We start from the raw sequence: 12,754 nt of genomic DNA, 5'->3' as shown, positions 1-12,754 counted from the left end.
GATCACTCCGCTGCGGTGCGCGCGTGGTGGTTCGCCGGCAGGAGCCGGTCATAAATCTGCATGACCGCCGCGACCTGCGCCTCCGGCGTGTAGTGACGAGCCCGGGAAAGTGCTGCTTCGGCCAGTTCTTCTCGCAACCGCCTATCCCGCGAAAGGCGGTTGATAGCCCAGGCGAATGCCGGCGGGTCGTGAGGATCGGCAAACAGCGCCGCGCGATCCCAGAGCTCCCGATAGGTCGGGATATCGGCCAGCACCAAGGCGCTTCGGCTGCGGGCCGCTTCCAATGCCGCCAGTCCGAACGGTTCATAGACGGAAGGCGATGCGACGATTGCGGCGCGACCCATCAGCATCATGGTTTCGTCGTGGGAAAGCTCGTCCCGCCATTGGACATTTTCGAGCGGCAGATATTGCCCGTTCGGCCCGCGGTTCGCGCCCGCTATGACCACCGGCCAGTCGACGTGCTTGGCTGCGGCATCCAGCACAGCGCCGTTCTTTCCGTCGTCCCACCAGCGGCCGGCAGCAAAGACGAAATCCTCTTTCGGGCCTCGCGGATGCTCGACCAGGCTTGCATTCCTGACGACCTGCAGCCCGGAAATCGGCCCGTAAGCCTTTTGCAATGACACCGCATGGCTGCCGCTCGGCGAAAGCACCACGTCCGCACGATCGAACCCTTGCCGGTTGAGGCGAAACTGCCATTGCCAGTCATCGGGCACCGCATGGCCGCGAACGGCGGCAAACCAGGTGACGACGCAGGAATGGGACACTACCACCACCGGTATCTCGATCGCCAATCCCGCCGCCTGGGATGGGAGATTGAGATGGACGAGGTCAATGCCTTCCCGCTCCGCAAGGTTGGCGATGAGGTTCGGAACAGGCGTCAGCTCCGCCTCGTCTTCGGCCATCCAGTCGAGGGGGGCGTCGAGCCAGACCAGCTTTCCGATTGCCTCCGCCTCGCGTGCCTGCTCGACCGATGGTTTAGGTCCCAGACCGGCGAAGACGACGTCGACCGCGTCCGATCGCAGACCCGAAGCGAGATCGAGCGCGTATCGCCAGACGCCGCCGACGGCGTCGAGCGTCATCAGCAGCCGACGGCTGCCGACAGGATTGTCACGCCCCCTCATGCCCGCACCTTCTGCTTCTGCCGAGGACGCGAGCGGCCACCGAAGCGGTTGTCAGCCAGCCATTCGCCAAGGTGCCGCAGGCCGCTCTGCCAGCGCACCCGTGCCTGCCAGCCGAGCTGGCGTTCCAGCTTTCGCGTGTCTGCGACGAAATAATACTGGTCGCCGGCGCGCCAGTCGCCGAAGCCGGTTTCCAGCGGATGCCCGGCAAGCTTCTCGATCTCTTCGAGGACGGCCAGAATGCTGACGGCGTTCAGCGGCCCGCCGCCGAGATTGAAGACTTCGCCCTTGACCTCAGCGATGTTGGAAAGCACCGCCCGGTAGGCCTGGACGGCATCATCGACATGCAGGATGTCGCGCACCTGCTTGCCATTGCCATAGATGGAGATCGGCTCGCCCGACAGGGCGCGGATCAGGAAATGCGCCACCCAGCCTTGATCCTCGGTTCCGAACTGTCGCGGCCCGTAGATGCAGCTCATGCGCAGAACGGCGGTCGGAATCGAATAGGATTTGGCGTAGTCGAGCACGTATTGGTCGGCAACGCCTTTCGAGCAGCCATAGGGCGTGCAGAAATCCAGCGGCCTGTCCTCGCCGATGCCGTGTGACCGCACGTCTTCGTGCGCCGGAATGTAGCGGTCCTCCACCTCCAGCATTTTCAGATCTTCAAGAGCTCCATAGACCTTGTTGGTGCTGGCGAAGATCACCGGGGCGTTCCTTCCGGCCTTTCGCACGGCTTCCAGCACGTTGATCGTGCCCCGCGCATTCGCCTCGAAATCGTCGATCGGATGCGCAAGGCTCGTGGTGACCGCAGTCTGCGCGGCGAAATGAAAGACCGCCTTGGCGTCGCTGAAGGCCGCCTCGATGCTGCGCAGGTCCCGCACGTCCGCAAGCACAGGGTGGACCCGCTTGCCGTGGCGCTCGGTCAGCCAGGCAAGGTTCTGATCGACGCCGGGCCGGCTGAGATTGTCGAGGATCACCACATCCTCGCCCTCCTGCAGGAAGCTGTCGGCGAGGTTGGAACCGATGAAGCCGCTGCCTCCGGTGACCACGACAGGCGCCGCCCCGGCCGAAAGGTTCGGAGCCGCGAGTTGCGTCACGTCCTCGAGACGAGAAACACCGCCTTCCATCAGCAGTCGGGCAAGCAGTTTCGGCTGATAATCATGGGTGACGGCGCCGAGATGATAATGCCGCGGATCGAACCACAGCCCCTCCTGCACCGGCACGTCCGGCGGCACATCGCACCACGAATACCAATACATGCGATCGGCGGGCACGGAGAGCGCCTTTACGAAACGCCGGGCCTGCTCCATCTCGTCGCTGCGCCAGGTGGAGTAACCCGTTTCGGTGATCCAGACTTCGGCATTTGCATTATAGCGGTCGAGGATTTTGCGCATCTCGCCGAGATGCATGTCCCAGCCGCCCCAGGTACCGGTCTCGCTGTCCCAGGTGCCTGGAAAACCATGGAAACCGACGGCGTCCACGACATTCAAAACACCCCGTTCGCCCATCAGGTTCAGCCAATAGGGATCGAACGGGCACGGGCCACCAAGCACCGGCTTCCAGCCCCGATGCTTTGCCCAATAGGCAGCCCCGCCCACCATTTCGCAGAACAGCAGGAAGTCGCCGTCGTCGCGCCAATCCCAGTCCAGCAGGTTGTTGGGCTCGTTCCACAGTTCGATGTGACTGAAATGTTTGCCGTAGCGGGTCAGCACGTGATCGACGAAATCCGCATAGGATTTGAGATCGCGCGGCGCGCCGGAGGACCGGCCGGTCCGCGACATCGAAGGCGGCGTGTAGTGGATGCAGGGCAGAAGATCGATCTGGCTGCCGAGGCGCGGGATCAGCCAGTCGAACCACTCTTCGCCACCGGGTGCAAGATATTCCGCCCAAGAGAGATGGGTGCGCAGATAGCCGGCACCGCTTGCGAGGATGTTCGGCAGCAACTGCTCGGTCCGATCGAACTCGCCCGGGCGGAACCACTCGACGAAACCATAGGACTTGCGACGGACAGGGTCTGCGGGGAACGGGACGGTTGGGTTCATGATACCAGCCCCCGCTCTTCGAGTTGCCGCTTCATTTCGGCACCGCGATCGACGGCGCCCGTGCTGCGGACCCATTCGGCGAACGGCGCCAGCGAGTTCTCCAGCCGATATCCGGGCTCGAAGCCCAGGAGTTCGCGGGCCTTGGAGATATCGGCAAAGCAGTTGCGGATATCGCCGGAACGGGCCTTGCTCATGATATCAGGGGCGATGTCAGGAACGCCCATGGCCTCCGCGAGCAGGGTTGCCACCTCCGCGATCGTGTAGGCCTGACCGCTGCCGATGTTGATGACATGGCCGGGGGCGTTCGGCTTTTCGAGTGCCAGCCTGAAGGCCCGGGCGACATCGCGCACATGGACGAAATCGCGGCGCTGCTGGCCGTCCTCGAAAATCATCGGCGGCTGGCCGTTCGCGAGCCGGGACGCGAAGTTGGCGAGCACGCCGGTATAGGGGTTGGAAAGCGCTTGCCCGGCGCCGAAGACGTTGAACAGCCGCAGTGCCACCGCCTCGACCCCATAGGCCTCGCCGAAAATAAGCACCTGCTTTTCCTGCGCATATTTCGTCAGCGCATAGATCGAGGCGAGATCGACCGGCTTTTCCTCGTCGGTGGCAATCGGTATCAGAGCCCTTCCATCGGGAGACAAAGGATCCCACTGACCGATCCTGATCCGCTCAGGCTTCCGCCGGATGAAGCCAAGCTGGTCTCCATCGGCTGTCCGGTAACGCCCCTCGCCATAGACGCTCATCGACGAGGCCACCACGATCCGCCTGATGGGCCTGCCGATCATGGCTTCGAGAAGGACCGCCGTGCCGAGGTCGTTTCCACCGACATAACGGGCGATCTCGTACATCGACTGGCCGACCCCGACCTCGGCCGCAAGGTGGATGACGCCGTCGACGCCCTCGAGCACCTTTTCCACTGCCGACTTGTCTCTGACGTCGCCGCGGAAGACTTCCGCCGCATCGGGCACGGACGCTTCCGCGTCGCCGTGAACCTGATCGATCAGCGCATCGAGAATGCGTACGTCGTAGCCATTTTCCAGAAGTTCTTCAGTCACATGACGGCCGATAAAGCCGCAACCACCAGTTACAAGAATCGTTGCCATCGGATGTCCTAAATGTATGGAACATGGATTTCGATGGTCGCCGAACAGCAGTCGGGAACAAAAGTTCCTTCATCAATGACATCTTTGTCATCTATGACTTCATCAATGACATCATCCCCAGCGGCCGGAACCGCGCGCGGAGTCTCCGGTTAGGAGAAAAATGGACGCGCCATGACGGGATAGAGATGTGACCGATCAGGAAAAAGAAAAGACCCGGGCCACCGATGTCACCCGGAAGGGCCAGGCGGTCTCCGCCGTTCTCGACCGCAATATCAACGCGCTGATCCAGCGCCGGGCCGCAGACCAGAAGACGATGTCGCGGCAGGAGCGCATTGCGCAATCGATGACCAACTTTGCCGGCAGCATGCCCTTCGTCTACCTTCATGCGCTGGTTTTCGGTCTCTGGATCCTCGTCAACGTCGGATGGCTGCCGGTGATGCCCGCCTTCGACCCTTCGCTTGTCATCCTGGCGATGGTGGCTTCGGTGGAGGCCATCTTCATTTCGACCTTCGTGCTGATCAGCCAGAACCGCATGGCGCTCGAGGACGATAAACGCGCGGACCTCAGCCTCCAGATATCGCTTCTCAACGAACATGAGACGACGAAGCTGATCGCCATGGTGTCGGCAATCGCCGACAGACTCGGCATCGAAACCGAGGTCGAACAGCATGAAATCGAGGAGATGAAACGGAACGTACCGCCGGAAGTGGTCATGGAAGAGATCGAGCGGCAAGCTGACCGCTGATGCAGCTTCATCTTCTATGACTTCATCTTCTTCAACTTCTTCCGGAACTCTGCCGCGGGTTTCAAGTTCCACCCGCCGTGTCACGCGTTCCGAAGAGGAGAATCTGGCATGGATAGCACGACGATGCCGCGGCTGAAGGAGATGAAGGCCGCCATTATGACCGGCCCGGGCAGGATTGCCGTGGAGGCGCGGCCTTTACCCGAGCCCCGCCCCCATCAGGTCAGGATCAGGCTCGAAGGATGCGGCGTCTGCGCATCCAACCTCGGCCCGTGGGCGGGCCCCGACTGGATGACTTTCCCGACCGAACCGGGTGGCCTGGGACACGAAGGCTGGGGGCATGTCGATGCGGTGGGCCCTGGCGTCCGCAACGTCAAGATCGGCGACCGCGTTGCCGCCCTTTCCTATCATGCCTATGCCACGCATGACGTGGCCGACGAGGATATGGTCGTTCCTCTGCCGCCAGCGCTGGAGGGAAAACCCTTCCCCGGCGAGCCGCTCGGCTGCGCCATGAACATCCTCCGCCGCAGCGGAATAGAGCCCGGCCAGACGGTGGCGATTATCGGCATCGGCTTCCTTGGGGCTCTGCTGACCCGGCTCTCGTCGAATGCCGGCGCGCGGGTGATCGCCATTTCGCGGCGGCCGTTTTCGCTGGAGGTCGCCCGGCGGATGGGCGCAGCCGAGATTATCGTCATGGACGACCATTGGCGCATCATCGAGGAAGTCCGCCGGCTCACCGACGGTCGGTTCTGCGATCGGGTCATCGAGGCAGTCGGCAAGCAGTGGCCGCTCGATCTTGCCGGCGAGCTGACGATGGAGCGCGGCAGGCTGATCATCGCCGGTTATCACCAGGACGGTCCGCGTCAGGTCAACATGCAGCTCTGGAACTGGCGAGGGCTGGATGTCGTCAATTCCCATGAGCGCGATCCCGCCATGTACATCGAAGGCATTCGCGAGGCGGTCGAAGCCGTCGCGACCGGCCGGCTCGATCCCTCGGCGCTTTACACGCACACCTACCGCCTGGACCAGCTCGACCAGGCGCTCAACGATACCCGCGACCGTCCGGGAAGTTTTCTCAAGGCATTGGTGCTCTACGATGAATGAAATGATTTCCGAAAAAACAATGTCCCTTTCCTCCAGGCCTGTAAGGCTCGGGTTCCTCGGGGTGGGCTGGATCGGCCGGCACCGCATGCAGGCCATCCTCGATACTGGAATTGCCGAGGCCGTCGCGATCGCCGACCCTTCCTTGGACATGGCGGCGGAGGCGAAAAAGATCGCGCCCGGTGCCGCAATGGCAGACGATCTCGATGGGCTCCTCGCTCACGATCTGGATGGCGTCGTTATCGCAACCCCCAGCGCCCAGCATGCGGAACAGTCGATCGCCGCGCTGCGGGCGGGCGTCTCGGTCTTCTGCCAGAAACCGCTCGGACGCTCGGCAGAAGAAGTGGCAGCGGTCTTGGAGGCGGCAAAGGCGTCCGACAGGCTGCTGGAAGTCGATTTTTCCTACCGGCATACCGCCGGCGTGAACCGTATCCGCGAGATCATCCGGGCAGAAGAACTGGGCAAGATATTTGCAGCCGACCTCGTGTTCCACAATGCCTATGGACCCGACAAGCCGTGGTTCTACGACAAGGCCAAGTCGGGAGGCGGATGCCTGATAGATCTCGGGGTCCATCTTGTCGACATGGCGCTATGGTCCCTGGATTTTCCGGCCGTGACATCCGTTTCCGGTCACCTGATGGCCGGCGGTCGGCCGATCATCGCGGATGATCATCAGGTCGAGGACTACGCCGTCGCGAACCTGACGCTTGGCGATGGAATGGCGGTCCGCCTTGCCTGCTCATGGCGATTGCAGGCCGGCCGCGAGGCTATCATCGAGGCAAGTTTCTACGGCACGAACGGGGGGATGTCGATGCGCAATGTCGATGGGTCGTTCTACGATTTCACTCTCGAACGTTTTTACGGCACATCGCGCGAAACCCTGATCGAGCCTCCGGACGACTGGGGCGGACGCGCCGCAGCCGATTGGGCCAGGCGATTGGCTGCGGGAGAACGGTATGATCCCACATGCGAGAGGATTGTCGATGTGGGCAAGGTGATCGACCGGATCTACGGCTCTTCTCGCGAGGCCGGTTACAAGGCGCCGATCGCATAGCGGGAGAGTTGGCAAAGGCGGGCCGGAAGGCCCGCCTCGAATGATCTGATCAGTTGTTGGCTGAGCCGGGTTCGGCCATCTTGCGGTGCTGCTTGGCGAGCATGCCGGCCGGCGTGACATTGGCGGCCGCCGACATCAGCTTGTTCTTCCAGCCCGAAACGACATCGCCTTCGCCATCCATCATCGCATCGTAACCGATCTTTGCCACGACAGCCGGATCGTCCTTTTTGGACTGACCGACCTGGGTGTCCAGGAGGTCGGCGCGTTCGAAGAACTCGGTGTCCGTCGCACCGGGCATCAGGCAGGTCACCGTGATGCCGGTATCCTTCAGTTCCTCACGTAACGCGAAGGAGAAGGAATTGATGAAGGCTTTGGTGCCGTTATAGGCAGCCTGGAAGGTTCCCGGCACGAAGCCGGCGATCGAACCGGTGAAGAGAATGCGGCCCTGGCCACGCGCCCGCATGCGGTTGCCGATGTCATGGACCAGCGCGATCGTGCCGCTGATATTGGTATCGACGACGCGCTGTACTTCGCGAATGTCTTCGTCGAGAAAACCGTTGCCCAGGCCCCTGCCCGCATTGGCCATCAGCAGGTCGACCGGCCGTCCGAGCGCGGTAATACCCGCCACGAATCGCCTTACGCCATCCGGCGTGGCAAGATCCGCCTGCATCGCCTCGACCTTGCCGCCGAACTCCCTGAGCTTTACCCCTGCGTCCTGGATCTGCGGCTCATCGGCGGCGATGACGAGGTCGTAACCATCCTGTGCCGCGCATTTCGCCAGTTCGTAACCGATGCCGGTCGATGCGCCGGTGACGACCGCAAGGCCCCTGCCTGTTTCCACGGGATTCATGTTTCTCTCCTTTTCAGGGTTTCATGACGACTTTGATGCAGCCGTCCTGCTTGTCGCGGAAGGTCTTGTAGAGCTCCGGCCCGTCCTCCAGAGCAGCTCGATGGGTGATGACGAAGGACGGATCGATCTCTCCCTTCTGGATGCGCTCCATGAGGATCGGCAGGTAGCGCTGCACCGGCGTCTGAGCCATTTTGAAGGTCAGGCCGCGGTTGATCGCGGATCCCATGGGGATCTTGTCAAGGAAGCCGCCATAAACGCCGACGATCGACACGGTTCCGAAATTACGGCAGCAATGGATCGCCTGGCGCAGCACGTGCGGCCGGTCGGTGCCCATGAAGGTCGCGACCTTGATCCGGTCGATGCGTGAGTCCCAGCTCGCCGAGGCATCCGCTTCGGTGCCGACCGCATCAATGCAGGCATCCGCGCCGCGACCACGGGTCAATTCCATGATCCGGTCGTAGATGTCCTCGTCGAGGAAATCGAGAGTGAGCGCGCCGGCGGAGGCTGCGAGCGCCAGCCGCTCCGGCACGGTGTCGACGGCGATGACCCTCTCGGCGCCGAGCAGGAAGGCGGAGCGGATTGCCATCTGGCCTACCGGGCCGCAGCCCCAGATGGCGATGGTGTCGCCCGGCTGGATGTTGCAGAAGTCCGCGGCCATGTAACCAGTCGGGAAGATGTCGGAGAGAAACAGGACCTGTTCGTCGCTCAGCCCTTCCGGGACTTTGATCGGTCCGACATCGGCATAGGGAACACGTAGGTACTCGGCTTGACCGCCGCTATAGCCGCCAAGCAGATGCGAGTAACCGAACAGCCCGGCCGGGGAATTGCCCCACAGCTTGGTCACCTTGCTGCGGTCGGGATTGGAGCGTTCACAGCCGGAATAAAAGCCGCGCTGGCAGAAGAAGCATTCGCCACAGGAGATCGTGAAGGGAACCACGACCCGATCCCCGACTTTCAGCTTGGCGTTGTCCCGGCCGACCTCGACGACTTCACCCATCGTCTCGTGGCCCATGATGTCGCCGCTGTGCATTTCCGGCATTACGCCGTCGAAGAGGTGCAGGTCGGAGCCGCAGATGGCGCAGGCGGTGACCTTGATGATGGCATCCCTGCCATCCTGAATTTCCGGATCCGGAACACGTTCGCAGCGGATGTCGTGCTTGCCGTGCCAGGTGAGAGCTTTCATGAGACGTCCTCCTGATTGAGCGTCCCGAACCTGCGGCTGCCGGTTTAGTTCCGATGCACGACACCGGATGGTGCGTCCTTTCGTCAGTGCGCGTGAGCGCCGCCCGAGCGGGAAACCTTCTTCAATCCGGCTCCCGCGGCTGCGGCGTCCGCAAGGGCGGCATCCCCGAGCGAAATGACGCCCGTCAGCCGTTTGTCGCGATTGACGACAGGAAGACGGCGGACCTGAACCTTGCCCATGTTGCGGGCCACGTCGTCGACATCCTCGTCTTCGAAGCAGTATTTGACGTCGCGCGTCATCAGCACCACACTACGGAGCAGGCAACGATGGGTCGTGGCTAAGGAGCAAGAATGAAGAACCCTCTTCGGAGGGCGTTTTCATGCCACCACGGTCCAGGAGGTGGCGGTAACTGTATCGGTGGCGGCAAGTTCTAGGGATTGTTTTAGGCTTTGCTTGCAAGCCTTGCCCCGCAGGGCTTTCGAATGGTCGGAGTGGAGAGATTCGAACTCCCGACCCTCTGGTCCCAAACCAGATGCGCTACCAGGCTGCGCTACACTCCGTTCCTACGGTGGTTGCGAGATACACGGTTCCCCCCTGTGCCGCAACAGCAAAATGGAACCGCGGTTACGCTAAAGCAAACAAGCCGAGGATAACCACAGGATCACCACTGATTGCCGATGCGTTTGCTGATCACCTTGTCGCCCACCTTGAGCCCAAGCGACTTCGAGCGGCCGGCATTGAGCTCCAGCACAAATTTCACCGGTCCGCGCGAATCGATGACGTCGCGTGAATAGGGCACGGCGTTCTCGCGGATGTGGGAGATCGTGCCGTCGCCCTGGATGAACAGCATGTCGAGGGAAAGGATAGTGTTCTCCATCCACATCGAGACCGGCCGCGGCGTGCCGAAATCGAAGAGCATGCCGGCATCCGGCGGCATTACCTTGCGATACATCAGCCCCCGCTCGCGCTGGGCATCGGTGAAAGCGAGCTCGACGGAAAACTTGTAGGTCTGGCCGGCCGCAGTCCTGATCGAAAGCTCCTCGCGCGGAAAGGTCACGTCCTGCGCAACCGCGCTGCCGGCCAAGATGAGAAAAAGCGCCGCAAGGGCGCTTTTCAGAAACGATGGAAACGAGAAACGCATCAGTGCGACCGGCTCACAGGATTGGGATTGTCGGGGTGGATTTCCGCCGCCATCAGGCCCTTGTCACCCGGTCCGAAGCGCACCAGCACAACCTGGCCCGGACGCAGCTCGGTGAGGCCGAAGCGGCGCAGCGTTTCCATGTGCACGAAGATATCTTCCGTCCCCTCGCCGCGCGTCAGGAAGCCGAAACCCTTGGTGCGGTTGAACCACTTCACCAGAGCCCGTTCCAGGCCACTGGTCGCGGTCACCTGCACGTGGGTGCGCACCGGCGGAAGATCCGAGGGGTGGACGGCGGTGGACTGATCCATGGACAGGATGCGGAACGCCTGGTAGCCGCGATCCCGCTTCTGGATCATCGCGACGATGCGCGTGCCTTCCAGAATGGTCTGGTATCCGTCTCGACGAAGGCAGGTCACGTGCAGAAGCACATCCTGCATGCCGTTGTCGGGAACGATGAAGCCGAACCCCTTGGCCACATCGAACCATTTGACGACGCCGGTGATTTCGATCAGCTCGACCGGCTCGCCCGGAAGCTCTTCGAAACTGCCAACGTCTTTCGATGACATTCTGTCTGCCATATCCTGTCGGCCCCTCGATTACGCGTTACGACGTGACGATCAACTGATTCTTAGAGGATAGATTAACATCCTGCTAACCATCTAGCGCAAGTCCCTGCCTTGGCTTTATCCACCTTCATCTCTATCTAGAGTGGCTTGCTCCAGGCTGGCGTCTGCGCCATATCCAGCACGGACCCGCACGGGGTTTGTTGGCGACTGGATTTATCGGAGGGAGACACCATAATGCGTTATCTTCATACCATGGTCCGGGTGAAAGACCTGGACGCCTCACTTCATTTCTACACCACCGTTTTCGGCCTCAAGGAAGTTCGGCGCATCGACAACGAGAAGGGCCGCTTCACGCTGGTCTTCCTCGCAGCCCCCGACGATCTCAGCGACGCCAGGGACGTTCTCGCCCCCTGCGTCGAACTGACCTACAATTGGGACACCGAGGATTATACCGGCGGACGCAATTTTGGTCACCTCGCCTATGAGGTCGATAACATCTACGATTTCTGCCAGCACCTTTCGGACAACGGCATCACTATCAACCGTCCGCCGCGCGAAGGCCGGATGGCCTTTGTCCGTTCGCCGGACGGCATTTCGATCGAACTCCTCCAGAAAGGCGACAACCTGCCCGTCGCCGAACCCTGGGCTTCAGCTCCGAATATCGGCAGCTGGTAGGATTTTTCAACGCGGCGGCTTCCTTTTTACTCAACCGCCGCGTTCTTTCCCCCACCTTGGCCCAACCTTGCCCCAGGCTGACCTCGCCTGCCCCGACCGGCTTGTCCATGGCGGTCTTCCGCGAGATGCTCGGGCACGATGATTCGCGGCATGACGCCCGCGATACGAGCCGACGGGGCATGCCTTGCCAAAAACGCCTTTCCTTTGTTCGAACGTCCGCATGACGCTGGCAATCGTCTGCCTTTCCACGCTGACGCTCAGTGGTTGCACCACCACAAAAAAGACGGCTGACGCCACGACGCCGGCGCCGCGCACCACGGTGGCAGCAAGCGCCAAGGGCATCCTTGCCAAGGGCATCCTTGCCAAGGGCGGCATCACAGCTTCGAACCGCCGTGCCGATCCGGCCATCCCCAAGGCAGAAGCGCAGGCAGCCCAGGCACCGGCGGCAACCGCGCCGGCCGCCGTTCCCACCGCGGAAAACACGTTCCCGCCGGCACCTGCACAGCCACAGCAGGCCTCGATCGCGGGCCTTGCGACGCAATCGACCGGGGTGCGCGCCGACAGCGGTACGATTTTTTCGGCGAACCCGCCGATGGCTGCGGCCGCCCCATCCGGCAACGGCCCGGTTCCGGCCAATCTGCCGCGGCGGAATTTCAATGCCACCACCGCCAGCGTCTACAGCACGCCGCCGACCACGCCCGCCGCAGCCTGCGGGACCGACGCTCAGGGCACTCCTTTAAGCTGCTGATTTGACGCCATTTTCATTCAAACCGCCGGCGCCGGAAAAGCCGTCATTTTTTTGTAAAAAAGATGGCTTTGGCGCTTGCAGGAAAGAAATCCCCTCTCTATAAGAGCGCCACGAAGAGCAGGCGCCCTTCGTCTATCGGTTAGGACACCAGATTTTCATTCTGGGAAGAGGGGTTCGACTCCCCTAGGGCGTGCCACTTCGTTTTCCCCCAAGCTTTTGTTTTTATTTCCGTATCCAGCTTTCGCACGCCATCTTGCGGCCGCGCGATTTTTTGCGTTCGCAAGCGCTTGAAAATGTAATTTTGCGCTTGCGGGATACAAACACCCTGACTATAAGGGCGCCACCACGAAGCGCACGCGCCCTTCGTCTATCGGTTAGGACACCAGATTTTCATTCTGGGAAGAGGGGTTCGACTCCCCTAGGGCGTGCCA

12 protein-coding genes, 3 tRNA genes and 1 pseudogene are annotated in these 12,754 nt (G+C 61.8%); 7 read left to right on the top strand and 9 right to left on the bottom strand.

Annotated elements, in window-relative coordinates:
* Positions 1–2 precede the first annotated feature (2 nt).
* The 3 genes from C5J26_RS07715 to C5J26_RS07705 are packed head-to-tail and all read right to left on the bottom strand — an operon-like array spanning position 3 to position 4,263.
* Entirely contained in the window at positions 3–1,121 is a 1,119-nt protein-coding gene (locus C5J26_RS07715) for a glycosyltransferase family 4 protein (RefSeq protein WP_371681897.1), read from the bottom strand.
* Complete coding sequence (locus C5J26_RS07710) at positions 1,118–3,160, bottom strand: SDR family NAD(P)-dependent oxidoreductase (protein WP_105401223.1); 2,043 nt, start codon at positions 3,158–3,160, stop codon at positions 1,118–1,120. The genes C5J26_RS07715 and C5J26_RS07710 overlap by 4 nt, the downstream gene beginning before the upstream one ends.
* Positions 3,157–4,263: an NAD(P)-dependent oxidoreductase gene (locus tag C5J26_RS07705; protein ID WP_105401222.1), complete on the bottom strand. Its 1,107-nt coding sequence runs from the start codon at positions 4,261–4,263 to the stop codon at positions 3,157–3,159. Before C5J26_RS07705 ends, C5J26_RS07710 begins: the two co-directional genes overlap by 4 nt.
* A gap of 187 nt (positions 4,264–4,450) precedes the next feature.
* Between C5J26_RS07705 and C5J26_RS07700 the strand changes: the two genes are divergently transcribed.
* The 3 genes from C5J26_RS07700 to C5J26_RS07690 all read left to right on the top strand — a co-directional run bounded on the left by C5J26_RS07700 (position 4,451) and on the right by C5J26_RS07690 (position 7,160).
* Positions 4,451–5,008 (top strand): DUF1003 domain-containing protein, encoded by a 558-nt coding sequence (locus C5J26_RS07700; protein ID WP_245437386.1) that lies wholly within the window; start codon positions 4,451–4,453, stop codon positions 5,006–5,008.
* Positions 5,009–5,116: 108 nt separating this feature from the next.
* Positions 5,117–6,109: a zinc-binding dehydrogenase gene (locus C5J26_RS07695; protein WP_245441117.1), complete on the top strand. Its 993-nt coding sequence runs from the start codon at positions 5,117–5,119 to the stop codon at positions 6,107–6,109.
* Positions 6,102–7,160 carry a Gfo/Idh/MocA family protein gene (locus tag C5J26_RS07690; protein WP_105401221.1) on the top strand — a complete coding sequence of 353 codons (1,059 nt, stop codon included), beginning with the start codon at positions 6,102–6,104 and terminating at the stop codon, positions 7,158–7,160. Before C5J26_RS07695 ends, C5J26_RS07690 begins: the two co-directional genes overlap by 8 nt.
* A 49-nt stretch (positions 7,161–7,209) precedes the next feature.
* Here C5J26_RS07690 and C5J26_RS07685 read toward each other — a convergent pair whose 3' ends face one another.
* The 6 genes and pseudogenes from C5J26_RS07685 to C5J26_RS07660 all read right to left on the bottom strand — a co-directional run bounded on the left by C5J26_RS07685 (position 7,210) and on the right by C5J26_RS07660 (position 10,912).
* Entirely contained in the window at positions 7,210–8,010 is an 801-nt protein-coding gene (locus C5J26_RS07685; protein WP_105401220.1) for an SDR family oxidoreductase, read from the bottom strand.
* Between the two features lie 13 nt (positions 8,011–8,023).
* Positions 8,024–9,193 (bottom strand): zinc-dependent alcohol dehydrogenase, encoded by a 1,170-nt coding sequence (locus tag C5J26_RS07680; protein ID WP_105401219.1) that lies wholly within the window; start codon positions 9,191–9,193, stop codon positions 8,024–8,026.
* 83 nt (positions 9,194–9,276) lie between these two features.
* Positions 9,277–9,495, bottom strand: a pseudogene (locus C5J26_RS07675) (CBS domain-containing protein); the annotation flags it as partial.
* Between the two features lie 181 nt (positions 9,496–9,676).
* A tRNA-Pro gene (locus C5J26_RS07670) sits at positions 9,677–9,753 on the bottom strand.
* Between the two features lie 101 nt (positions 9,754–9,854).
* Positions 9,855–10,334, bottom strand: coding sequence for a DUF192 domain-containing protein (locus C5J26_RS07665; RefSeq protein ID WP_105401218.1), 480 nt, complete (start codon positions 10,332–10,334; stop codon positions 9,855–9,857).
* Positions 10,334–10,912, bottom strand: a complete 579-nt coding sequence (locus tag C5J26_RS07660) for a cold-shock protein (protein WP_037084473.1) — start codon at positions 10,910–10,912, stop codon at positions 10,334–10,336. Before C5J26_RS07660 ends, C5J26_RS07665 begins: the two co-directional genes overlap by 1 nt.
* A 222-nt stretch (positions 10,913–11,134) precedes the next feature.
* On the opposite strand from C5J26_RS07660, the gene gloA reads away from it, so the two are divergent.
* The 4 genes from gloA (at position 11,135) to C5J26_RS07640 (ending at position 12,754) form a co-directional block, all read left to right on the top strand.
* On the top strand, positions 11,135–11,575 hold the full coding sequence (gene gloA / locus C5J26_RS07655) for a lactoylglutathione lyase (protein ID WP_105401217.1): 441 nt from the start codon (positions 11,135–11,137) through the stop codon (positions 11,573–11,575).
* 220 nt (positions 11,576–11,795) lie between these two features.
* Entirely contained in the window at positions 11,796–12,323 is a 528-nt protein-coding gene (locus C5J26_RS07650) for a hypothetical protein (protein ID WP_105401216.1), read from the top strand.
* Positions 12,324–12,444: 121 nt separating this feature from the next.
* A tRNA-Glu gene (locus tag C5J26_RS07645) sits at positions 12,445–12,519 on the top strand.
* A 160-nt stretch (positions 12,520–12,679) separates the two neighbouring features.
* Positions 12,680–12,754 (top strand) — tRNA-Glu (locus C5J26_RS07640).

The sequence above is a fragment of the Neorhizobium sp. T7_12 genome (assembly GCF_002968535.1).
Lineage (GTDB): Bacteria > Pseudomonadota > Alphaproteobacteria > Rhizobiales > Rhizobiaceae > Neorhizobium > Neorhizobium tomejilense.
The sequence above is the reverse complement of the archived record's forward strand: the minus strand, read 5'-3'. Positions and strand labels throughout refer to the sequence as shown.

Coding starts and splice junctions, on each gene's coding strand:
- C5J26_RS07715 (WP_371681897.1), bottom strand. CDS start 1,121: ATGAGGGGGCGTGACAATCCTGTCGGCAGCCGTCGGCTGCTGATGACG.
- C5J26_RS07710 (WP_105401223.1), bottom strand. CDS start 3,160: ATGAACCCAACCGTCCCGTTCCCCGCAGACCCTGTCCGTCGCAAGTCC.
- C5J26_RS07705 (WP_105401222.1), bottom strand. CDS start 4,263: ATGGCAACGATTCTTGTAACTGGTGGTTGCGGCTTTATCGGCCGTCAT.
- C5J26_RS07695 (WP_245441117.1), top strand. CDS start 5,117: ATGGATAGCACGACGATGCCGCGGCTGAAGGAGATGAAGGCCGCCATT.
- C5J26_RS07690 (WP_105401221.1), top strand. CDS start 6,102: ATGAATGAAATGATTTCCGAAAAAACAATGTCCCTTTCCTCCAGGCCT.
- C5J26_RS07685 (WP_105401220.1), bottom strand. CDS start 8,010: ATGAATCCCGTGGAAACAGGCAGGGGCCTTGCGGTCGTCACCGGCGCA.
- C5J26_RS07680 (WP_105401219.1), bottom strand. CDS start 9,193: ATGAAAGCTCTCACCTGGCACGGCAAGCACGACATCCGCTGCGAACGT.
- C5J26_RS07665 (WP_105401218.1), bottom strand. CDS start 10,334: ATGCGTTTCTCGTTTCCATCGTTTCTGAAAAGCGCCCTTGCGGCGCTT.
- C5J26_RS07660 (WP_037084473.1), bottom strand. CDS start 10,912: ATGGCAGACAGAATGTCATCGAAAGACGTTGGCAGTTTCGAAGAGCTT.
- gloA (WP_105401217.1), top strand. CDS start 11,135: ATGCGTTATCTTCATACCATGGTCCGGGTGAAAGACCTGGACGCCTCA.
- C5J26_RS07650 (WP_105401216.1), top strand. CDS start 11,796: ATGACGCTGGCAATCGTCTGCCTTTCCACGCTGACGCTCAGTGGTTGC.